Genomic DNA, 21,190 nt, shown 5'->3' on the forward strand with positions numbered 1-21,190 from the left:
CTCGTCACGAACCTCCCACACTCCTCCTAAGGTGGCCTCATGGACGCCACCGGCCCCGCCGCTCCCGCCGCCCGCTCGGTGCTGCGCGGAGCCCGTCTGCTCGACCCCGGCACCCCGGGCCGGGGCGAGGCAGGCCCCACCGCCCTGGCCGTCGAGGCCGGCCGCGTGGTCGCGTGGGGCAGCGAGGACGACGCCGCGGGATGGATCGGCACCGGCACGGACGCGCCCGAGGTCGTCGACCTCCGCGGCGCACTGGTCACCCCGGCCTTCGTGGACAGCCACGTGCACACCGTGCGGACCGGCTTCGCGCTGACGGGCCTCGACCTGTCCGCAGCCACGTACGCCGCCGCGTCGGGGCTCGACGACGTGCTCGCCGCGGTGGCCTCGCACGCGGCGCGCCACCCGGACGACGCGGTGCTGGTCGGGCAGGGCTGGGACGAGACCCCGTGGCGCGCCGGCCGCCCGCCGACCGGGGACGAGCTGGAGCGGGCCGCGCCCGGGCGACGTACCTATCTCACCCGGGTCGACGGGCACTCCTCGGTCGTCTCCCCGGCCCTCGCCTCGCTGGTGCCCGGGCTGGTGGACCTCCAGGGCTGGTCCCCCGACGGCCGGGTCGAGCGCGATGCCCACCACGCGGTGCGGCACACGCTGGAGAACCTCATCGGGGACACCGAGCGGCTCGGTGCCGCCCGCGCCGCGTGCCGGGCGATGGCGGCCGTGGGGATCGCCGGCTTCCACGAGAACGCCGCGCCGCACATCGGGCCCGAGTCCGAGATCGCCCTGGTGCGTCGGGCCGCGGACGAGGTCGGTCTGGCCGCCACCGTCTACTGGGGCGAGCTGATGGCCGTCGAGACCGCGGCGCGGCTCGAGGTGGCCGGCCTCGCCGGCGACCTGGTGGCCGATGGTGCCTTCGGCTCCCGCACGGCGGCCCTGGGAGCGCCGTACGCCGACAGTCCCGGCTGCGGGCACGCCTACGTCAGCGCCGAGCAGGTGCGCGAGCACGTGGTGGTCTGCACCCGCGCCGGCATCCAGGCCGGCTTCCACTGCATCGGCGATGCCGCCCTCGACGCCGTCGGCGAGGGCTTCGCCGGCGCGGCCGCCGATCTCGGCGACGAGGCCGTGCGGGCCGCGCGACACCGTCTCGAGCACGTCGAGATGCCCTCCCGCGCGACCATCGAGGTGCTGGGCCGACTCGGCGTCACCGCCAGCGTGCAGCCGCTGTTCGACGGTCTGTGGGGCGGGCCCTCCGGCATGTACGCCGCACGGCTGGGCCGACGCTGGCGCGAGACCAACCCGTGGCACGACCTCGCAGCGGCGGGAGTCCCCCTGGCGCTCGGCTCGGACTCGCCCGTCACGCCGCTCGGCCCGTGGGCGGCGGTGCGCGCGGCGGTGCACCACCACGTGTCTCATCAGGGACTGAGCCCGCGCGTGGCACTGGCCGCGCACACCCACGGCGGGTGGGCAGCGGCGCGTCAGGGCCGGCGCGGCCGGCTCGCGCCCGGCTGGGTGGCCGACCTCGCCGTCTGGGAGACCCCGGCCGGCCTGGACGCCGACGGGATCCCGGTGCTCGATCCCGGCGCCGCCCTCCCCCGGCTGCTGCGCACGGTGGTCGCGGGCCGCACCGTCCACCAGACGGCGTGAGGACCGGGCGGCACTGCTACCAGCGCCCGGGCTCCAGGGTGGCGCGGTCACCGGGCGGAAGTGCGTTGTAGAGCCGCATCGAGCCACGGGGCGCGCCGTCCGCCTGGTCCGAGGAGTAGAACGACAGGACCGTCACCGACGCCGGCGACAGCTCCATGCGGTAGACCGCGTCCAGCGGGGCGTCCAGGGCGTGGGCGACGAGGGTCTTGATGGGCGTGACGTGGCTGACCACGACCACGGTGCGACCCGCGTGCTCGCTCAGCACCCGGTCGAGCCCTGCCAGCACCCGCTTCTGCACGGTGCGGAACGACTCGCCGCCCGGAGGCGCGGTGTCCATCGACGCCAGCCACGCGTCCAGACCCGCCCGGTCGCGCTCGGCGACCTCGGTGAAGGTCAGCCCGTCCCACTCGCCGAACTCCATCTCCGCGAACCCGGCCTCGATCGCCACGGGACGCTCCAGCCGGGCCGCGACCACCTCGGCGGTCTCGCGGGTGCGGCGCACGGGCGAGGAGACGACGGCGTCGACGCGCTCACCCAGGCCGGCCAGCCAGTCGGCGGTGTCGCGGGCCTGCGCCAGCCCCTCCTCGCTGAGGGCCGGGTCGTCGCCGCCGAGCCCGCCCGAGAACCGCTTGGCGGCGGTGTGCCGGGTGACCCCGTGGCGCACGAGCACCAGCGTGGTCGGGGCGGCCGAGGGGCCGGTCCAGCCGCGGTGCCCCGCCTGGTCGCGGGGCGCGTCGCCGCGGGTGGCCCCGGGCGACTCGATCTCCTCGATCAGCGACTCCTCGTCGGGGGTCCGGTCGGTGCGCTCCTCGGGAGGCAGCGGTGCGGCGCCGGCGACGACCACGCCCTCGCGCACCCCGTCGAGCGCCTCGTTGGCGAGCCGGTCGGCGTGCGCGTTGCGGGCGCGCGGCATCCAGGTGTACGTCGTGCCCTGCGGAGCCACCTCGCCGGCCTCGGCCGCCAGGGCCTGCATGTCCGGGTGCTTGATCCGCCAGCGTCCCGACATCTGCTCGACCACGAGCTTGGAGTCCATCCGGACCTCGACCCACGCGCCGGGGGCGTGGTCGACGGCCAGGCGCAGCCCGGCCACCAGCCCGGAGTACTCCGCCACGTTGTTGCTGGCGACCCCGATGGTGCGGGCGTCCTCGGCGATCACCTCGTCGGTCGCGGCGTCCTTGAGCACGGCGCCGTACGCCGCCGGGCCGGGGTTGCCGCGCGAGCCGCCGTCGGCCTCGACGACGACGCGCCGCGTCACAGGCCCGACTCTGCGGTGCGCACGAGGATGCGGCTGCACTCCTCACAGCGGACGACGAGGTCGGCGGGCGCCACCCGGATGACCGCGAGCTCCGCGTTGTCGATGCCGAGCTGGCAGCCGGTGCAGCGCCGCTGGTGCAGCTTCGCCGCACCCACCCCGCCCTTGGCGGCGCGCAGCTTCTCGTAGAGGGCGAGCAGGTCCTCGGGCAGACCCTCGATAGCGGGCTCGCGCTGGGCCTCGACCTCGGCGAGCTCGACGTCGATCTTGGCGACCTTCTCGTCGCGCGCGGCGAGGAGCTCTCCGAGCTCGGCGTCGGTCTGCTCGATGATCTTGGCGAGGGAGTCCAAGGTCGACTGGACCTCCTCGAGGCGCTCCATGACCTCGAGCTCGTCGTCCTCGAGGCTGGTGATCCGCCGCTCGAGGGACTCCAGCTCGTGGCCGAGGCGCTCCAGGTCCTTGGGGTTGCCGACCTGGCCGGTGTCCATGCGGTGCCGGTCGCGGGCGCGGCGGGCCTTGACCTGCTCGACGTCAGCGTCGACCTTCTTCTGCTCCGCGCTCAGGTCGTCGGCGACGATGCGCGCGTCGCGGGCCTGGTCCTCGAGGTCGGTGCGGGTGGCCTGCAGCTCCTCGATCTGGGCGATCTCGGGCAGGCTGCGGCGCTGGTGGCGCAGCTGGTCGGCCCGGGAGTCGAGCTCCTGGACGTCGAGCAGGGTGACCTGGGCGGTCGCGTCGGCTTTCAGTGGTCTCTCCTGGCATCTGGGTGCGGCACGTCGCCGCCGGTTCGGAAGGTCCACGGATCGGTGCAACGGGTGCTCACGCGGGCCTCCACCGTAGCGCCCCGGTCGGTGACCAGCGCGGCCCGGAGTCGCGCTTCGAGCGCAGGCAGCCAGGTCCACTCCGCCGCCCAGTGCGCCACGTCCACCAGCGCCGGCCCTCCGTGCTCCAGGAACTCCGACGCGGGGTGGTGGCGCAGGTCGCTGGTGAGGTAGACGTCCGCGTCGCCCTGCAGCACGGTGTCGAGCAGGAAGTCGCCGGCGCCGCCGCACACCGCGACCCGGCGCACCTCCCGGTCCGGGTCGCCCGCGACCCGCACCCCGTGGGCGGTCGGGGGCAGCACCTCGGCGACCCGGGCGGCGAGGTCCGCGAGGGTCGTGACGCCTCCAGCCACGACACCGGTCCGGCCGGTCCCCGTCATGGAGATCCCCGGGTCGGCGACCTGGACGACGTCGTACGCCGGCTCCTCGTACGGGTGCACCGCCAGCATCGCGCGCACCACGTCCGCGCGCCGCGAGGCCGGGAGCACCACCTCGATCCGCGCCTCGTCGACCCGCTCGTGCTCCCCGACCGTGCCGATGGCCGGGGAGGCGCCCCGCATCGGGCGGAAGCGTCCGTGCCCCTCCACGGTGAAGGAGGCCGCCTCGTAGTCGCCGAGACGGCCGGCTCCCGCGTCGGCGAGCGCGGCGCGCACCCGGTCGGCGTCCTCGACCGGCACCAGCACCGTGAGCTTGTCCAGCGGCGGCCGCTCGGCCGGCACGATCGGGCGCAGGTCCTCCAGGCCCAGGGCCAGCGCCAGCGACTCCGACACCCCGCCCACGGCCTGGTCGGCGTTGGTGTGGGCGGCCAGCAGGGCGCACCCGGCCCGGGCCAGCGTGTGCAGGGTGCGGCCCTTGGGGGTCTCGGTGGTGAAGCCGTGCACGCCCTTGAGGAACAGCGGGTGGTGCACGATCAGCAGGTCCGCGCCCCACTCCGCGGCCTCCTGCGCCACCGACGGGGTCGGGTCGACGGCCAGGAGGATGCGGCGTACCGGCTGGGCGAGGTCGCCGTGGACGAGCCCGACGCGGTCCCAGGAGTCGGCGGTGCCGGGCGGGTACCACCCGTGCACCAGGTCGACGACGTCCTTCAGCGTGATCTCGGTGTGCGCACTGGTCCCGGTGGTCGCGTCCATGCCGGGAGGCTATCGGCGCCGCCCCCTAGGCTGGCGCCATGCCCGTCGTGAAGATCAACGCCATCTCCGTCCCGCCCCAGGCCGGCCCCGAGCTCGAGAAGCGCTTCGCCGCCCGCGCCGGCGCCGTCGAGGGCTCCCCCGGCTTCCTGGGGTTCCAGCTGCTGCGCCCCACGGCCGGCGAGGACCGCTACTTCGTGGTGACGCACTGGGAGGACGAGGAGTCCTTCGCCGCCTGGCGCGACGGCGGCGCCCAGGCCGCCCACGCCGGCGAGCGGGCCAAGCCCGTCGCCAGCGGCGCGGACCTGCTGGAGTTCGAGGTCGTCCTGGACGTCCGCCCCTCCTGACCCGGCCCGGATCTCCCGCCGACCCGGCCCAGATGTCCCACCCAGTCGGCCCGGATGTCCCGTGCCACCTCGACGGGATGTCTGCGCCGTCTCATAGCGACATTCGAGCCGGGTCGCGGTGACATCTGGGCCGGGTCGCGGGTCAGTTGACCTGGCGACCCTGGTCCTCCCAGTACGGCGCGCGCAGCTTGAACTTCTGCAGCTTGCCGGTGGCGGTGCGGGCCAGCTCGTCGCGGATCTCGATCGAGGTCGGGGCCTTGTAGCCGGCGGCACGCTCCTTGCACCAGGCGATCAGCTCGGCCTCGGTGGCCTCGGCGTCCTTCGAGAGCACCACGAGGGCCTTGATCGTCTCGCCCCACTTCTCGCTGGGCACCCCGATGACCGCGACCTCCTCGACGGCCGGGTGGGAGAAGAGGACGTCCTCGACCTCGATCGAGGAGACGTTCTCGCCGCCGGTGATGATCACGTCCTTCTTCCGGTCGCTGATCGTGAGGTAGCCGTCCTCCCCGATCCAGCCGCCGTCACCGGTGTGGAACCAGCCGTCGGCCAGGCAGCGCTCGGTCTCCCCCGGCTGCTCCCAGTAGCCCTCGAGGCACACGTTGGAGCGCGCCAGCACCTCACCCTCGTTCTCCGGGTCCTCCGAGATCGCGAGGCGGACCCCCAGCGCCGGCGCGCCGGCGCGGGTCAGCCTGGCGGCCCGCGCCTCGGCGTCGAGGTGGTCCCACTCGGCGCGGGTGCGGTTGATGGTCAGCAGCGGCGAGGTCTCGGTGAGCCCGTAGATCTGGATGAACTCCCACCCCAGCTCCTCCTCCACGCGCGCGACGGTCTTCGTCGGCGGCGGTGCGCCGGCCATGATGATCCGCACCCGGTCACGCCCGGGGATCGGGCCCTCCCAGTCCTGGGCCGCCTCGAGCACCGCGGCGGCGACCGCCGGGGCCGCGCACAGGACGGTCACACCGTGCTCCTCGACGCGACGCAGGATCTCGGCACCGTCGATCTTGCGGATCACCACGTGCTGGGCACCGGCCTGGGTGGCGATGAACGGCCAGCCCCACCCGTTGGCGTGGAACATCGGCAGCGTGTGCAGGTAGACGTCGCGGTCGCTGACGCCCGCGTGCATGCCGAAGGTGACGGCGTTGGTCCAGATGTTGCGGTGCGTGATCTGCACGCCCTTGGGTCGCGCGGTGGTCCCGGAGGTGTAGTTGATCGTGGCGGTGGCGTTCTCGTCGGGCTCCCAGGGCTCCGGGACGCTGCCCTCGGGGGCGTAGAGGAGGCTGTCGTCGCCGATGACGAAGCGGTGCTCGGCGGTGACGTCGCGCAGCTCCTCGTCGATCTCGGGGTCGACGATCAGCACCCGCGCACCCGAGTGGTCGACGATGTACTGGACCTCGTCGGGGCGCAGCCGGAAGTTCACCGGCACCAGCACCCGGCCGTAGCCGGCCACGCCGAAGAACGAGGTGAGCAGCCGGGCGCTGTTGTGGCTGACCACCGCCACCCGCTCCCCCACCCCGATGCCGAGCTCGTCGAGGCGGGCGGCCTGGCGCGCAGCCAGGTCGGCCATCTCGCGATAGGTCAGCTGCCCCTTGCTGCCCAGCGGCGTCGCCGGCTGGGCCGGCTCGTCGACCACGCCGATCCGGTCGCCGTAGACCTGCACGGCTCGGTCGATGAAGTCGGTGATGCTGAGCGGGACGAACATGGCTCCTCCAAGCGGTCGCGTGACGAGCACCACTGTAGGCACCGCCCACGGCCCGCCCGTACGTCGTGCCGTCCCGGTCGCCGAGCGGCACCGACGCGGCGACGAGCGGTCCCGGTCGGGCCCGGCTGTACCCTGGCCCCGCCCGAGCCGGAGTCCCGGGCACCCACCACGCCGGACAGCACCGGAGGCCGACATCGCGAGCGCGGAGCACCTGTCCCGCCCCACGAGCGCGTTCGTGTGGGCGCGCGCGGCGGTCCTCGGCCTCGTCGTCCTGACCTCCGGGACCGTCTCGCACGTCGCCGCTGACGGCCTGCTGCCGCCTCCCCCGGTGCTCGTGCTGCTGCTGGTGGTGTGCCTCGCCGCCGCAGCCCTGTTCCTGCGCAGTCGCGCCACCGCGGTCCGACTGGTCACCCTCGTCGTCGGCGGCCAGGCCCTGACCCACCTCGTCCTCTCCGCGACCGCCGGTCACACCGGCTCCGCGGCCGGCCCCGTGGCGTCGGCCGCCGGCGGACCGGCCCTGCAGGTCGCCTCCGAGAGCGGTGGTCGCCGGGTCGGCTCGTTGGCCGACCACTTCGAGACCGCCTCCGCCGCGGGCGGCCGGGCCGTCGACGCGGGTGTCCCCACGGACGGGCTGGGCACCACCGTGAGCCACCTGGTCGAGCACACCGTCGCGCAGGGGCCCCTGATGCTGGTGGCCCACACCCTCGGCGCGGTCGCGCTGGGCCTGTGGCTGGCCGTCGGCGAGTCCGCGCTGTGGCACCTCGTCCTGCTGGCCGGGGTGCGGGTCCGGATCGCGCTCGTCGTGGCCGGCGCCCTCGTGCGGGTCCGGGTCTCCGTCCTGGGGGCCCTCGACGCCGCCCGCCGCCTGCCGGTGCCCGTGCCCGTCCGCCTGCCGCTGCCCGACACCCTGCCCCACCGTCTCGTCGTACGTCGCGGTCCGCCGGCGCTCCTCGCCGCCTGACCCCTGCGCCCGGCCGTCCGGCCCCGGCGCCCGCGCGCTGCTGCGCGCCACCACGACGTACCCCTGAGGAGACACCCATGAGCACCCCCACCCGCATCCGTCGCGCCCGCCGTCTCGTGCCCGCTGCCGCTCTCGCCCTCGCGCTCGGCGCCGGCCTGGCCGCCTGCGGCGGGGAGGACGCCGAGAGCGCCCAGGAGACCCGGGACGACTCGTCGACCGTTGCCGCATCGGGCGCCGAGATCACGATCGGCGACGCCTGGGTGCGCGCCACCGCGGGCGCCGAGGACACCTCGATGTCCGCGGCCTTCATGACCATCGACAACCGGGGCGACGAGGACGTCAGCCTCACCGGTGCGAGCACCGACGTCGCCGGCACCGCCGAGCTGCACGAGATGAGCATGGTCGACGGCGCGATGGCGATGCAGGCCATGACCGACGGGCTGGTGGTCGAGGCCGGGCGCGGCAAGGTCCTGGAGCCCGGCGGCTACCACGTCATGCTGATGGACCTGCGCGAGGACCTGGCCCCCGGCGACGAGGTCGACCTCACCCTCGAGTTCTCCGACGGCAGCACCCAGGACCTGACCGTCCCCGTCAAGGAGTTCACCGAGGAGGAGGGGCACTACCACGCCCCCGGCACCGGTGAGCACGGCCACGACGAGGACAGCGAGGACGGCGCGCACTCGTGACCGGGACGCCTCACGTCAGCCGACGCCGCCTGCTGGGCTACGTCGGCACGACCGGTGCCGGCGCCGTCGCCGGTGCCGGCCTGGGGGCCGGGGTGGTGCTGGCCGCCGACGCCGGGAACGACCCGCCCGCGGCCTCCGCGCCGCCCGCCCCGGGGCGCACCATCGAGCCCTGGGGCGCCCACCAGGCCGGCGTGGCCACGGCGCCCACCGAGGTCACCGAGCTGGTCGCGCTCGACCTGCTGCCCGACGTCGACCGCGAGAGCCTCGGGCGACTGATGCGGTTGTGGACCGGTGACGTGGAGGCGCTCACCGCCGGCCGGGGCGCACCCGGGGACCCCGCGCCCTGGCTCTCCCAGCCGGCCGCCGACCTGACCATCACCGTCGGGGCCGGACCCGGAGCCTGCCGTCCGGGCCTCCTCGGTCCGGGTCCGACGGGCTTCGCCGCCATCCCGGTGATGCGTCGCGACCGGCTGCAGGACCGCTGGAGCGGGGGCGACCTGCTCGTCGTGGTCGCCGGACGCGACGGCACCACCGTCGCCCACGCCGTGCGCCGCATGGTCGCCGACGCCCGGCCGTTCGCGCGGCTGCGGTGGCGCCAGGTCGGGTCGTGGAGCCCGACCGACCCCGCCGGGCGCCCGCAGACGGGTCGCAACCACTTCGGGCAGGTCGACGGATCCGGCAACCCCCGCCCCGGCACACCGCTGTTCGACTCGACGGTGTGGGTCCGGGAGGGCCCCTGGGCGGGCGGCAGCACCCTGGCGGTGCGCCGGATCCGGATGGACCTCGACACCTGGGAGGAGCTGACCCGCGACGAGCAGGAACGCTCGGTCGGGCGTCGGCTCGGGGACGGTGCGCCCCTCACCGGCGGGATGGAGATCGACGACCTCGACCTCGCCGCCCGGGCGCAGGGACGTCTGGTGGTGCCGCGCGACGCGCACTCGCGGCGCGCGCACCCCAGCCTCAACGGCGGCCGGCGGATGTTCCGCAAGGGCGTGAACTACACCCGGGAGGTCGAGACCCGGGACGGGGTGCGGGTGGAGAGCGGCCTGGTGTTCCTGGCCTACCAGGCCGACCTGCTCGACCAGTTCGTGCCGGTCCAGCGCTCGCTCGACGAGGCCGACCGGCTCAACGAGTGGACCACCACCGTCGGCTCGGCCGCGTTCGCCGTGCTCCCGGGCTTCGAGCAGGGCTCGTGGCTCGGCGAGCAGCTGCTGGGCTGATCCGGACGGGTCGGCGGGCGCGGCTCAGCGCCGCCAGACCCGCACCCGGCGCCCGGTGAGCGGCTCGACCACCGGCGACTCGGTCTGCGCCCACACCCGGCGCCACGTCGCGACGTCGGGCCCCGACGGGTCCGGCGTGGCGCCCGCCGCCCGCCGCTGCTGCGCCTCCCACCAGGTCGTCTCGTCCTCGTCGAGCAGCGCCGCCACGGCCTCGCGGATGCGGGGTGCGAACTCGCGCACCGACTCGCCCTCGGCCGCGCGCAGCGGCTCGCCGAACCGCACCGTGAGGGGACGGCGGGCGCCGGCGTCCTTGCCCGGCCACCCGGCCCCCCGGGGCATCGCCGCGAAGGTGCCCCGGTGGGCGACGGGGACCACCGGCACGTCGTGGGTGTGCGACAGGTAGGCCGCGCCCATCCGGAACGTGCTCGCCCACCCGTCCTTCGAGCGGGTGCCCTCGGGGAAGATCACCAGGCTCCAGCCGTCGGCGAGCACCTCCCCCGGCGTCGCGGACATCGATCCGCCCCGCCGGTCGATCGGGAAGGTGTTGAAGAGCAGCGAGGAGCCCACCGCGCGCCACCAGGTGTCGAAGAAGTAGTCCGCCGCCGCCGCCACCGCGGTGCGCCGGCGCCACTCGTCCGGCAGCGAGAGCAGCAGCAGCGGGGTGTCGAGGTGGGAGGCGTGGTTGGCCACGAAGATCACCGGGCCCGGCGTGCGCGCCAGCACGTCGAGCCCCTCGACGCGGGTGCGGACCTGGGAGCGGAAGACCGGTGCGAGACCGACCTTCTGGGCGACCTCGCGCGCCGCCACCGCCGGCCGACGCCGGGCCCAGTCCGAGCCGAACACCTGCGCGCGGGCCGGCACCGTCGACGGCTCGGCCGAGCGCGGCACCTGCGAGCGCCTGCCCCAGCGCCAGCCGCGTGCCGTGCGGCGTACGTCGTCGACGCCCTCGCGCACGAATCCCATGGCCGGTCCCCTCTCAGACCCGCACGTCCGCCAGCAGGTGCGGCGGGTTGTGCAGGTAGGTGATCGAGGGGCTGGTGCCGACGCTGCCGGACGCCATCTCGAGCGCGTCGGCCAGCGTGCTGGCCGCCCGGAACCCGAGCCGCGCGGCCACCCGCCGGTCACCGCCGACCCAGATGACGTCGCCGACGTGGTCCATCGCGTGCGCCGCCCAGTACCACATGTAGAACGGGTGGACTCCGTGGTAGGCGTGCGAGGTGCGGTACAGGTGGCGGTACCACGGGTCCTCGGCGAACTGGCGCTCGTAGGTCGCCCCGATCACGGCCGGGTCGGTGGTCTCGGCCAGCACCTCCTCGTAGAAGTCGACGTACGACGGGTGGTGCAGCTGGTTGAACCCCTCGTCGAGCGGGTGGTAGAGGATCACCGCGCCGCCGCGACGCACGAGGGGGTGGTTGAGGTAGGAGTTGAAGTAGTAGCCCAGTCCCATGCAGGTGGCCAGGATCGGGTTCATCGAGCTGTTGACGTTGTAGGGCCCCAGGTAGGGCACCCCCAGCACCAGCACGTCGGAGGCGCCCTGCACCTCGACCTTCTGCTGGCGGTGCACCCGCTCCAGCGTCCGCTCGTGCACCGCCTCGACCTCCCCTGCCGCGATGCCCGTCAGCCCGTAGGGCGCGCGCAGGTCGTGGAAGAGCTTGTGGCGCAGCTTCTGCGGCGCCAGCGCCAGACCCCGGCGCACGGCGAGCATGGACGCCTGGTCGCGCACCGACCACTCCCACTCGCGCTTCATCAGGAACTCGTAGGGCGCGGGGAACACGTCGTTGTTGAGCGTGGTCTCGACCTGGAAGACGTTCACGGTGTCCTTGATGACACGGCCGATGCGCCAGGCCGAGTGGTGCATCGCGGACCTCTCGTGGTCCATGAACGAGCGTGACGCCACCATGGTGTGGGCGTTGTGGTGGTGGCGCAGGCTCTTGTAGGAGGCCAGGCCGATCCCGACCGACTTGTGCCCGCCGTCCATGGCCACGAGGTTGACGTTGACGTAGACCAGCAGGTCGGACTCCGCGGCCCGCTTGCTGATCTCGATGTCCTCGCCCAGCTCGGTGGTGCCGAGGTGGGCCAGTGCGTCGCGGTCCTCGGCGTCGAAGTTGTAGAGCCTGCCCTGGGGGTGGAAGGACCGGAAGACCCGCTCCCCGACGATGTGCTCCAGCTCGGCGGGCGTCATCCGCCGGTGCAGCGCGTTGGCCGCGATGATCTCGACGTCGTCGACCCCGGCCTCGGCCGCCATCGTCAGCACCTGCTCGATGACGCGTTGGCGGATGTCGGGTCGCCGCATGCTCGGCAGCGGCAGCGACACGTCGTCGAAGGCGATCGTCAGCCGCATCCCGGCGAAGAGCCGCTCGGGCAGCGGGTCGCTGTCGACGGGGTGCAGCAGCGCGTCCCGGATCGCGGCCTCGACGTCGCGGATCGCCGGCAGCGACTCGGGCGGGTAGATCACCCGGGTCCCGAGCGGGAAGTCCTCGAGGCGGAAGCCGAGGCCCTCGTGGACCACCAGCGGCGGGGTGCGGTCGTCGACCTCGAGGACGAGTCCGGGACGGGTCACGGGGACCTCCTCATTGCGTTCTCCTGGGGTCGAAGGCCACCTTCACGGTGCCGAGGCGTCCGGTCGAGTGCGCATGGTCGAGCGCCTCGCGCCAGCGGTGCAGGGGGTAGGCGGCCACGCCCGCCGCGACGGCGGCGAGGGCGGGATCGCCGACCAGGTCGAGGGCGAGGTCGAAGGCGCTGCGCCCGCCGGGCTCCGTCTGCGCCGAGGCGTAGCTGCCGACCACGTCGAGCTCGCGGAACCACGCGGCCGAGAGGTCGGCCGCGGCCGGCATCCCCGAGAGCACCACCCGGCCCCCGGCCCGGGTCGCGTGCAGCGCCGTCTCCAGCGACCGCCTGCTGCCGACGGCGTCGACGGCGACGTCGACCCCGCCGAGCAGGTACGGCGAGGACAGCTCGGGCCGCAGCTGGAAGGCACCGGTCGAGCGTCGGACCCGCCGCAGCGCCTCGCCCGGAGCCACGACGTCGCTGGCGCCCAGCGCGAGCGCCAGGTCGCGCTGGTGCTGGTGCTTGGCGACGACCACGATCTCGGCGGCCGGGGTCAGGCGGCGCAGGGCCAGGGTGGCGAACAGGCCGACGGCCCCCGCGCCGCTGACCAGCACGCGGTCACCCGCTGAGACCCCGGCACGCAGGGCGGTGTGCACCGCGCAGGCCACCGGCTCGACGAGCAGGGCCTGCTCGTCGGTGAGCCCGCCCGGGACGGGGTGCAGCTGGCTGCGGTGCGCCGTCAGCTGTTGGCCCCACCCGCCACCTGTGTCGTGGCAGAAGCCCGTCTGCAGGCCCGCGGACACGTCGCCGACCGTGATCCGTGAGCAGCGGTTGGTGGCTCCGCGCGCGCAGTCCGCGCAGGGCTCGATGCCGCGGGCGGCGCAGGTCAGCACCGGATCCACGACCACCCGGGTGCCCGCCGGAAGGTCCTCGCAGTCCTCGACGAGGTCGGCGACCACCTCGTGGCCGGGCACGAACGGCAGCGACACGACCGCGGAGAAGTAGAGGCTGGTGCGTCCCGAGAGCATCCCCAGGTCGGAGCCGCAGATGCCGGAGAGGCGGGTCCGCAGCCGCGCCCACCCGGGGCGCTGCACGACCGGCGCGTCGAGGGTGACCAAGCGCAGCGGGGCCGCGAAGCCCGAGAGCAGCCCCGGCACCCGCGCCCCCACCGCGCGGCCCGCGACGGTGCGGGGCAGCGAGCGGAACATCTCGAGGGCGAGGATCATCGGCGCATCCCGGCGGGGTCCAGCCCGCGGCTCGCCGAGGCCGCGCTGGCCCAGTCGACGATGGTCCAGTGGTTCTTGCGGGCGTGGCGGAACAGCGCCACGTCGGGACGCACCGCCACCGGGTGGCCCGCCGCGGCCAGCAGCGGCAGGTCGGAGTGGGAGTCGGCGTAGGCGTAGGAGAGCGACAGGTCGATGCCGTTGCGGGCGGCCCAGTCGCGCATGAACGCCGCCCGGGACTCCCCCACCACCGGTGAGCCGGCCAGGTGGCCGGTGCACACCCCGTCGTGGTCGGTGGCCAGGTCCGCGGCCTCGATGTGGTCGAAGAGCGGCGCCAGCGGCCGGGTGAGCGGACGCACCGCGCCGGTGATGAGCACCGTGCGGTGGCCGGCGCGCCGGTGCTCACGGATGCGTCGTACGGCGGCCGGGGCGAGGCGCGAGAGCACGTGGTCGGTCAGCAGCTCGTCGGCCACGGCGTCGAGGTCGGCGAGCCGCGCACCGGCGTACTCGCGGTAGACCGCCCTGAGGAAGGCGCCCCGGTCGCGCCGCTCCGCGCGCACCAGCGCGGGCACCCGGGCCGCCACCCGGGCCAGCTCCACGAACCGGTCGCCGCCCTCGAGCTCCTGCAGCCGCATCCACAGGTAGGTCTCGATCACGTTCGACGACAGCAGGGTGCCGTCCATGTCGAAGAACGCGGCGACCTCGCTCCCCTCGCTCGTCCCGAGGTCCCGCAGCCGCGACCCGCCCGCGGTGCGGCCGGGGCCGGCGGCCCGGCGACGGGTGCGCAGCTCGTCGAGCCGGCGCACCGGCGCAGTGACCGCCGGGCAGTGGATGTCGCGCAGGTAGACCCGCCAGTCGACCGCCGCGGTGTCGAAGGCGAAGGTGCGCTGGTCCTCGGGCGAGAGCCGGCCGCGCAGCGCCGAGGTGTGGTCGTCGGAGAACCGCAGCTCCGCCTGGGCATACTCCTGGTACAGCGTGAGGTAGCGCCGCAGGAACTCCAGGCGCCGCCCCTGACGGTCGAGCTTGCGGGCCAGCTCGCGGGTGCGGTCGCTGCGCGGGACGCGCTCGACGACGTAGTCGGCGACCTTGAAGGCACGCTCGCTGGTCACCAGCAGCCGTTCCACCGAGGCGGCCCCGGGGAAGCGCCAGTCGGGCAGCCGGGCCGCGCCGCGCTCACCCGCCTCGAAGGGGTGCTCGTCGAAGTAGCCGCGCACGTGGTCGTACAGCTCGTGGAAGCTCAGCGGGTTGCGGTCCCCCGAGCTGATGTGGAAGTACGCCGCTGCGCCGGGCTCCGGCGGGTGGGCCAGGATCGCGACGATCGCGGCCACCACGTGGTCGACCGGGACGATGTCGACGATGGTGTCGCCCGCCGCGGGGAACTCCGGCAGCTCGCCGCGGCCGTAGGCCAGGATCAGCGGCTCCGCCATCTTGAAGCCCTCGATCCAGCCCGGGTGGGGGCGGACCAGGGCGGACTCGATGATGCTCGGGCGCACGATCGAGACGCGGTGACCGGCCGCGGCGTGCGCCTCGACGACCCGCTCGCCCATGGCCTTGGTGAAGGTGTAGCAGTCGGTCCAGCCCAGGCTGCGCGCACGTTCGGTGCCCACCCGCACGAGCTCCTGCTCGACCCAGTCCTGGCGGCCCCGCTCGGTGGCAGCGGCGGCGTTGAGCAGCCCGGCCCTCGAGTGCGCCCTCTCCGCCTTGCGGCGCTCGGCCTCCAGCACGTCGGCGCTGCGGCTGCGGTGCTCGATCTCACGGCGCTGGCCCAGCCCCCAGGACAGCTCGGCCTCGAGATCGACCTGGTGGTCCACGGGCGCCTCGGGCACGTGTCCGCGGCGCCGGCCGGCGACGTAGGCCGTCGAGACGTGCAGGTAGTGGATCTCGCGCCCTCCGGCGTGACCGGCCTCCGCGACCCGGGCGAGGAGGTCACGCGTACCGACGACGTTGGTCCGGAAGGCCTCGTCGACCGGCGGGTCGAAGCTGACGTCCCCGGCGCAGTGCACCACGGCGTCGAGGTCTCCCGGCAGCGCAGGGACGTCCGTGAGGTCGCCCTCGACCACCGGCACCCGCGTCTGGAGCAGTGCCTCGACGCCGCCGGCCGCCTCGACGGCCTCGGCGAAGATCGGCTTCTCCAACAGCTTCGCGACGCGGGCGCTGCCCCTGGTCGCTCCCTTGGGGCGCACCAGGACGCTCACGACGACTCCCGGCACCTCGCTGAGCAGCAGGTGCAGCAGGGCCTCACCCACGAAGCCGGTCACCCCGGTCAGCAGGACGTGCCGGCCCTCGAGCCTGTGCACCACCGACCCGGACGGTGCCTGCGTCATGGAGCCCTCCTCGCCGCGAGGGCCCCTCGAGCGCCCGCACCAGCACCGTACCCACGACGGGGCGTCTGCGGGAGGGGCCCGGCGGGTCGGGTTCCGCCGGGCCCCGGTGCCTCAGGTGGGCCAGGTGGCCGAGGTGACCTCCCCACCGCGGACCTGGACCGTGAGGGCCACGTCCTCGGTGCCCGGGTGGTAGAGCCGGTAGCCGCCCTCGACCAGGTCGGGGAAGACGACCGAGGGCCGGGTGCCGCCCGGGGTGCGTCGCGGTACGACCGCGACGTGCGCCCGGTGCGGGTGGCCGTGCCCGTGCCCGTGCTCGTGGCTGTGCTCGTGGCTGTGCTGGTGCGGGGGGTGGTCGCGACCGTCCGCGGGGTCGATCTCGACCTCGTGGCCGACCAGTGCGATCGGCATGTCGACGACGAGGGCCCCCACGTCGCCCCCGATGTCGAGCAGCACCGATCCTTGGCCGGCCCAGGGGTTCTCGTCCAGGTTCGCCTGCAGGTGGTGCGGCAGGACGCCCCCGTCCTGGTCCACGGGGCCGCTCCCCGGCACGGTCGCGACCCCCGTCACGACGCCTGCGTCGTGCCGGGCTCGGTCTGGTACCCGCCACCGGGGAGACCGAGATAGGGGAACTCGCCGAGCAGCGGCGAGTTGGTGTACTCCGAGCCGTCCTCCACCGCGGCCGCGGCGTCGTCAGGTGTGTAGGAGGGATCGACGAGCGGGATGGTCAGGCCGGCGATGGCCCGGAGCTCGATCGTGGTGACGTTGTCCTCGAGCCGGCGACCGTTGGGGAACCCGGCCGGGTCACCGCCCACGAGGCCCAGCGGGTTGGGCTTGTCGCTGGGCGGGATGGCCACGTTGAGGCGCAGCATGTCCGAGGGCACCGGGCCGGTGTAGTTCTGGAACCCCGGGACCACGCCCTCGGGGATGCCCGTGAGCAGGATCGCGTGCAGGTCGGCGCGCTGCTTGTCGTACGCCGCCAGCTTCGGGAAGACGCCCGGGTAGAGCACCGGCAGCAGCCCGGCGAGCTCCGGCTTGTAGACGTACTTCTGGTACTTGCTGTCGCCCGAGGGCTCGCGGCTGTTCCACAGGTCCTTCTCGGCCATCGGCACGACGACCTCGTTGAACAGGGGGTTGCCCAGGCGCGAGACCTGGCGCCACTTGCCGAAGTCGCGGTAGGTGCCGGTCTTCTTGTTGAAGACCCGCGAGGTCCGACGGCTGGCCGTGGCCCACACCCCGATGGTCGACGTGGCGCCCATCGGGTCGGACGGCGTGGAGCCGTCCCGGGTCAGCTCGTCGATCGGGACCTCGATCGCGATCGTGTGCACGTTGAACGACTGCACCGAGTTGATGCCGTCCATCGCCCCCATCGGGATCAGGTGCGCCTCGTTGAAGGGGCGCAGGGCGCCGAGGTCGAAGATGCTGCCGAGGTCGACCCAGAAGGCGTCGGCGCGCTGGCCGGCGAAGACCTTGCGACCGCGCGGCAACCGGTGCACGGCCTGGGCGGACAGCGCGGCGTAGTCCGGTGTGGAGCGCTTGCCCACGTTGACCGGCGGGCACGGCAGGTTGCTGCCCAGGGTGGTCGTGTCGTTGCCCTTGACCCGCTTGACCGTGTAGCTCTGCGGCCGGTTCCAGTTCTCGTCGTCGATCTTGGAGATCGGCCCGGTGTTGTAGAGGAACGTGCGGTCGTTGCGCACCTTCGTCTTGAACTTGAACTGGTAGGTGACGTCGGCCTGCGCGGTCCCCTTGTTGGAGACGTGGATCTCGTAGAGGACGTCGTCGCCGAACTCGTAGAAGTTGGGACCGGAGTCCGGCTTCTGCAGCGGGATGAAGTTGGCGATCAGGACCACGTTGCCGGGGTTGGCGGGACTCCGGAACGCGTAGACGTCCGTGCCGTCGGCCACGGGGTCCTTGGAGATCTCAGGTGCTTCGCGGTGGGAGGACATCTCACTTGCCTCCCATGGCCGCGAGGAGCCGGGTGACGAGGTCGCGGTCGCGCACGACCACCTCGTCCTCGCCGATCATCAGGGTGACCCGGTCGGACCGGTGGTCCTCGACGTAGGCCACGAGCGGCTCCTGGGCACTGATCGAGCGGCTCCGGGCGGACGCCGAGGTGGCGCTCCCGCCCACGAGGGCTGCTGCCCCGACGGCCGCGGCTCCGACGCCTGCCGCGGCGATCATGCTTCTCCTGCTGGTCTCACTCATCAGGTTCCCTCCAAGGGGACTGCGGTTGCCGCCCTGGTGGGGCGGGTCACAGTGCCTTCGTCGCAGAGGACGTCCCGGATTGGTCCGGGAGCGGACCGGTTCCTGCGGACCCGACGGGACCGTGGCAGGGAGCAGCGGGTGGGCGCAGAGGGGATCGAACCCCCGACCACCTCGTTGTAAGCGAGGGGCTCTACCGCTGAGCTATACGCCCGGCGCCCGGACGCAGCAGAGCACGGGCGGGCCACAGACTAGACGCTCCTGCACCCGGCTCAGAAATGAGTCGAGCCGCTGGCGTCTCGGGTCACCAGCGGCTCGACGACTCGTACGTTACGGCTCGGTCCGGCGCAGGGGGAGAACTTTGCGCGAAAACGCCCCGGCATTTTGCTTTGCCGGGCCGGCCCAGGGGCGCCCCGTGGCCCGCCTGGCGGCTCAGGCCAGTGCGGTGAGCTGGGCCAGGTGCTCGTCGAGGTCCCGGCCCTCGGGGTTGTTGTTGTGCACCGCCCAGCGCACCAGCCCCTCCTTGTCGACGACGTACGAGGAGCGGCGGGGGGCGCCTCGCGACTCGTCGAAGACGTCGTAGGCGCGGGTCACCGCGCCGTGCGGCCAGAAGTCCGAGAGCAGCGGGAAGTTCAGGCCGTCGGAGTCGGCCCAGGCGCGCAGCGAGAACATCGGGTCGCACGAGATGGCGAGGACCTCGGTGTCGAAGGTCATGAACTCGGCGAGTCGGTCGCGCACCTCGGCCATCTCGCTGGTGCACACGCCGGAGAAGGCGAAGGGGTAGAAGAGGATCGCGACGGCCTTGGAGCCGATGTACGACGACAGGGTCACGTCCTGTCCGAACTGGTCGCGCAGCGTGAAGTCGGGGGCGGGGCCGCCCAGGGTCAGGCCGTGCTCGGTCATGCGTCCTCGTCCTGCTTCTGGTCGTGGCGGTCGGCGCTCGTCAGCTCGCGCTTGAGGACCTTGCCGGTGGCGTTGCGGGGCAGCTCGTCGAGGAAGACCACGTCGCGCGGCACCTTGTAGCGGGCCAGCTGCTGCTTGACCCAGGTCTGCACTCCGTCCTGGTCCAGCTCCGCGCCGGCGCGCACGACCACGAAGGCGCGCAGCCGCTTGCCGAAGTCGTCGTCGTCGACGCCGACGGCCGCGACCTCCACGACGTCGTCGTGGCGCGCGATGCAGTCCTCGACCTCCTGCGGGAAGACGTTCTCGCCCCCGGAGACGATCATGTCGTCGTCGCGACCCTCGACGTAGAGCCGGCCGTCCTCGCCCAGCCGGCCGACGTCACCGGTGCACATCAACCCGTCGACGACCTCCTTGGACCCACCGCCGGTGTAGCCCTCGAAGAGCATGCCGTTGCCGACGAAGATCCGACCCGACCGTCCCGCCGCGACCTCGTCGCCGGCCTCGTCGAGCACCTTCAGGACCGTCGCGTACGGCGCCCGCCCGGCCGTCGAGGGCGCCTCGCGCAGGTCGGCGGGTCCGGCGACCGCGGCGTAGGCGACCTCGGTGGAGCCGTAGGTGGAGTACAGGTGGTCGCCGAAGCGGTCCATCCACGTCAGGGCCAGGTCTCCGGGGAGCGCCGAGCCGGACGAGGCGACGACCTCGACGTGGGAGAGGTCGTGGGCCTCGAGGACGTCCACGGGCAGCGCGAGGATCCGCTGGAGCATCACCGGGATGACCACGACGCTCTGGCAGCCCTCGTCGGCGATCGTGCGGAGCGTGTCCTCGGGGTCGAAGCGCCGGCGCAGCACCAGGGTGGAGCCCAGCAGCATCGCCAGGGCCATGTGCGCGAAGCCCCAGGTGTGGAACAGCGGCGCCGCGACGTGGGTGCGCCACCCGTGCCGCAGCGGGATCGCGGAGAGCAGGGCGACGGCGGCGTCGATCCCAGCCTCGCTGCGCGGGGCGCCCTTGGGCGTGCCCGTGGTGCCCGAGGTCAGGATGACGGTCCGCCCGTGGCGACCCGGCGGGTCGAGGTCGGCGTCGTCGTGGCCCGCCACCAGCTGCTCGAGCGTGCGCGTGCCGACAGGCAGGTCGCGGTCGTCGTCGACCCAGGCGACGATGCGCGGCACGTCGGCGGTGTCGGCGAGCAGGGGTCCGAACTCCTGGTCGTGCACCACCACGGCCGGGCGGTCGCGCTCGAGCACCTCGACGAGCTGCGGGCCCGCGAAGGCGGTGTTGAGGTAGAGGACGTCGGCCCCGAGCTTGGCGCCGGCGCAGGTCGCGTCGAGGAAGAAGCGGTGGTTGCGGCACATCACCGCGACCGCGTCGCCCTCACCGACCCCCTGCTCGCGCAGCGCCCTGGCCAGGGCGTTGGAGCGTCGGTGCAGCTCGCGCCAGGTCAGGTCGCCGAGCTCGTCGACGACCCCGACCGCTGCCGGGGACCGCGCCGCCATGGACATGAAGCCCCCGGCGGGCCCGGTGCCCCAGTCCCGCAGGATCCGGGCCAGGCGCAGCAGGGTCGTCGGCGGGTACGGCCGCAGCACGCCGGCCTGGGCCAGCACCCGGAGACTGGTGCCGGCGGTGCCCGCGCCGGTGAGGAGCTTGGCGATCACGGGACGTCCGATCTGACGGGGCGCCGCCGCGGCGCCGAGGTTCCGGGGCGGCGGCAGGAGCCATGGGGCCGGGAGGAGGACTGCGGGCGGAGGGGCTCAGCCAGGGGTCTTGGGTGTCTCCAGCCGCGTGGCGGCCCAGTCCTTGCTCACCGTCGCGGTGGTCGTCTGGGCCAGTCCGGCGATGGGAGCAGCCTCGGCGATGTCAGCGGGGTCGACCGATCCGGGGCGCCCGATGCGCGGGGTGAGCAACCAGATGACGCCGCCGCCGACGAGGTCGGTGAGAGCGTCGACGAGCGCGTCGACCAGGTCGCCGTCGTCGTTGCGGTACCAGAGCAGCGCCGCGTCGACCACGTTCCCGTAGTCGCCGTCGACCATGTCGGCGTCGATCGCATCCTCGATGGCCACGCGCAGCGTGTCATCGGTGTCGTTGTCCCAGCCGAGCTCCTGGACCACCATCCCCTGGGCCAGGCCGAGTCGCTCGGCCGGTCCTGAGGGGGTGCCTGTCTGGGTGGACCCGCCACCCGCGGTCGAGCTCACTAAGACCTCCACGTCACCGTCGCGCCCGCGGTACCGCACCGCAGGTCGTGGGACAGTCCA

At 73.9% G+C, this 21,190-nt stretch carries 19 protein-coding genes and 1 tRNA gene; 5 read left to right on the forward strand and 15 right to left on the reverse strand.

Annotation, left to right across the window (positions count from 1 at the left end; translation table 11 throughout):
• The first annotated feature begins 39 nt into the window (after positions 1-39).
• On the forward strand, positions 40-1,641 hold the full coding sequence (locus tag I601_RS18290) for an amidohydrolase (protein ID WP_068112948.1): 1,602 nt from the start codon (positions 40-42) through the stop codon (positions 1,639-1,641).
• A 16-nt stretch (positions 1,642-1,657) separates the two neighbouring features.
• On the opposite strand, the gene I601_RS18295 is transcribed toward I601_RS18290, so the two are convergent.
• The 3 genes from I601_RS18295 to I601_RS18305 are packed head-to-tail and all read right to left on the reverse strand — an operon-like array spanning position 1,658 to position 4,841.
• Positions 1,658-2,896: a bifunctional RNase H/acid phosphatase gene (locus tag I601_RS18295; protein ID WP_068112951.1), complete on the reverse strand. Its 1,239-nt coding sequence runs from the start codon at positions 2,894-2,896 to the stop codon at positions 1,658-1,660.
• A complete protein-coding gene (locus I601_RS18300; RefSeq protein WP_237089467.1) occupies positions 2,893-3,690 on the reverse strand; it encodes a zinc ribbon domain-containing protein in 798 nt (265 codons plus the stop codon). The genes I601_RS18295 and I601_RS18300 overlap by 4 nt, the downstream gene beginning before the upstream one ends.
• The gene (locus I601_RS18305) at positions 3,633-4,841 is read right to left on the reverse strand and encodes a Nif3-like dinuclear metal center hexameric protein (RefSeq protein ID WP_068112954.1); all 1,209 of its coding nucleotides are present in this window, start codon (positions 4,839-4,841) and stop codon (positions 3,633-3,635) included. The genes I601_RS18300 and I601_RS18305 overlap by 58 nt, the downstream gene beginning before the upstream one ends.
• Before the next feature lie 38 nt (positions 4,842-4,879).
• Between I601_RS18305 and I601_RS18310 the strand changes: the two genes are divergently transcribed.
• Positions 4,880-5,185: an antibiotic biosynthesis monooxygenase family protein gene (locus I601_RS18310; RefSeq protein ID WP_068112957.1), complete on the forward strand. Its 306-nt coding sequence runs from the start codon at positions 4,880-4,882 to the stop codon at positions 5,183-5,185.
• 142 nt (positions 5,186-5,327) lie between these two features.
• On the opposite strand, the gene I601_RS18315 is transcribed toward I601_RS18310, so the two are convergent.
• Positions 5,328-6,881, reverse strand: a complete 1,554-nt coding sequence (locus I601_RS18315; protein ID WP_068112961.1) for an AMP-binding protein — start codon at positions 6,879-6,881, stop codon at positions 5,328-5,330.
• A 235-nt stretch (positions 6,882-7,116) separates the two neighbouring features.
• Here I601_RS18315 and I601_RS18320 point away from each other — a divergent pair, with 235 nt between their 5' ends.
• The 3 genes from I601_RS18320 (at position 7,117) to I601_RS18330 (ending at position 9,748) form a co-directional block, all read left to right on the forward strand.
• Positions 7,117-7,842: a hypothetical protein gene (locus I601_RS18320; RefSeq protein WP_068112964.1), complete on the forward strand. Its 726-nt coding sequence runs from the start codon at positions 7,117-7,119 to the stop codon at positions 7,840-7,842.
• 77 nt (positions 7,843-7,919) lie between these two features.
• Positions 7,920-8,528 (forward strand): copper chaperone PCu(A)C, encoded by a 609-nt coding sequence (locus I601_RS18325; RefSeq protein ID WP_068112967.1) that lies wholly within the window; start codon positions 7,920-7,922, stop codon positions 8,526-8,528.
• Complete coding sequence (locus I601_RS18330; protein ID WP_068112970.1) at positions 8,525-9,748, forward strand: Dyp-type peroxidase; 1,224 nt, start codon at positions 8,525-8,527, stop codon at positions 9,746-9,748. The genes I601_RS18325 and I601_RS18330 overlap by 4 nt, the downstream gene beginning before the upstream one ends.
• 24 nt (positions 9,749-9,772) lie before the next feature.
• Here the strand turns inward: I601_RS18330 and I601_RS18335 are convergent, their stop codons facing one another.
• The 11 genes from I601_RS18335 to I601_RS18385 form a co-directional block, all read right to left on the reverse strand.
• The gene (locus tag I601_RS18335; RefSeq protein WP_068112973.1) at positions 9,773-10,711 is read right to left on the reverse strand and encodes a lysophospholipid acyltransferase family protein; all 939 of its coding nucleotides are present in this window, start codon (positions 10,709-10,711) and stop codon (positions 9,773-9,775) included.
• Between the two features lie 13 nt (positions 10,712-10,724).
• Complete coding sequence (gene larAH / locus I601_RS18340; RefSeq protein ID WP_068112976.1) at positions 10,725-12,308, reverse strand: NPN-dependent hydroxyacid isomerase, LarAH14/15/16 family; 1,584 nt, start codon at positions 12,306-12,308, stop codon at positions 10,725-10,727.
• 10 nt (positions 12,309-12,318) lie between these two features.
• Complete coding sequence (locus tag I601_RS18345) at positions 12,319-13,521, reverse strand: zinc-dependent alcohol dehydrogenase (protein WP_068112978.1); 1,203 nt, start codon at positions 13,519-13,521, stop codon at positions 12,319-12,321.
• Complete coding sequence (locus I601_RS18350) at positions 13,518-15,842, reverse strand: HAD-IB family hydrolase (protein ID WP_068112983.1); 2,325 nt, start codon at positions 15,840-15,842, stop codon at positions 13,518-13,520. Before I601_RS18350 ends, I601_RS18345 begins: the two co-directional genes overlap by 4 nt.
• Before the next feature lie 111 nt (positions 15,843-15,953).
• Entirely contained in the window at positions 15,954-16,373 is a 420-nt protein-coding gene (locus I601_RS18355; RefSeq protein WP_237089468.1) for a hypothetical protein, read from the reverse strand.
• 32 nt (positions 16,374-16,405) lie between these two features.
• On the reverse strand, positions 16,406-17,785 hold the full coding sequence (locus tag I601_RS18360) for a DUF4331 domain-containing protein (protein WP_068112989.1): 1,380 nt from the start codon (positions 17,783-17,785) through the stop codon (positions 16,406-16,408).
• Between the two features lies 1 nt (position 17,786).
• Positions 17,787-18,044: a hypothetical protein gene (locus tag I601_RS18365; RefSeq protein WP_157520297.1), complete on the reverse strand. Its 258-nt coding sequence runs from the start codon at positions 18,042-18,044 to the stop codon at positions 17,787-17,789.
• Between the two features lie 139 nt (positions 18,045-18,183).
• Positions 18,184-18,255: transfer RNA gene (locus I601_RS18370), tRNA-Val, on the reverse strand.
• Between the two features lie 218 nt (positions 18,256-18,473).
• Positions 18,474-18,944 carry a peroxiredoxin gene (locus I601_RS18375; protein ID WP_068112994.1) on the reverse strand — a complete coding sequence of 157 codons (471 nt, stop codon included), beginning with the start codon at positions 18,942-18,944 and terminating at the stop codon, positions 18,474-18,476.
• Positions 18,941-20,593: an AMP-binding protein gene (locus I601_RS18380; RefSeq protein WP_157520300.1), complete on the reverse strand. Its 1,653-nt coding sequence runs from the start codon at positions 20,591-20,593 to the stop codon at positions 18,941-18,943. The genes I601_RS18375 and I601_RS18380 overlap by 4 nt, the downstream gene beginning before the upstream one ends.
• A 96-nt stretch (positions 20,594-20,689) precedes the next feature.
• Positions 20,690-21,130 (reverse strand): DUF3052 domain-containing protein, encoded by a 441-nt coding sequence (locus I601_RS18385; protein WP_084527820.1) that lies wholly within the window; start codon positions 21,128-21,130, stop codon positions 20,690-20,692.
• Positions 21,131-21,190: the final 60 nt, after the last annotated feature.

It is taken from the genome of Nocardioides dokdonensis FR1436, assembly GCF_001653335.1.
Lineage (GTDB): Bacteria > Actinomycetota > Actinomycetes > Propionibacteriales > Nocardioidaceae > Nocardioides > Nocardioides dokdonensis.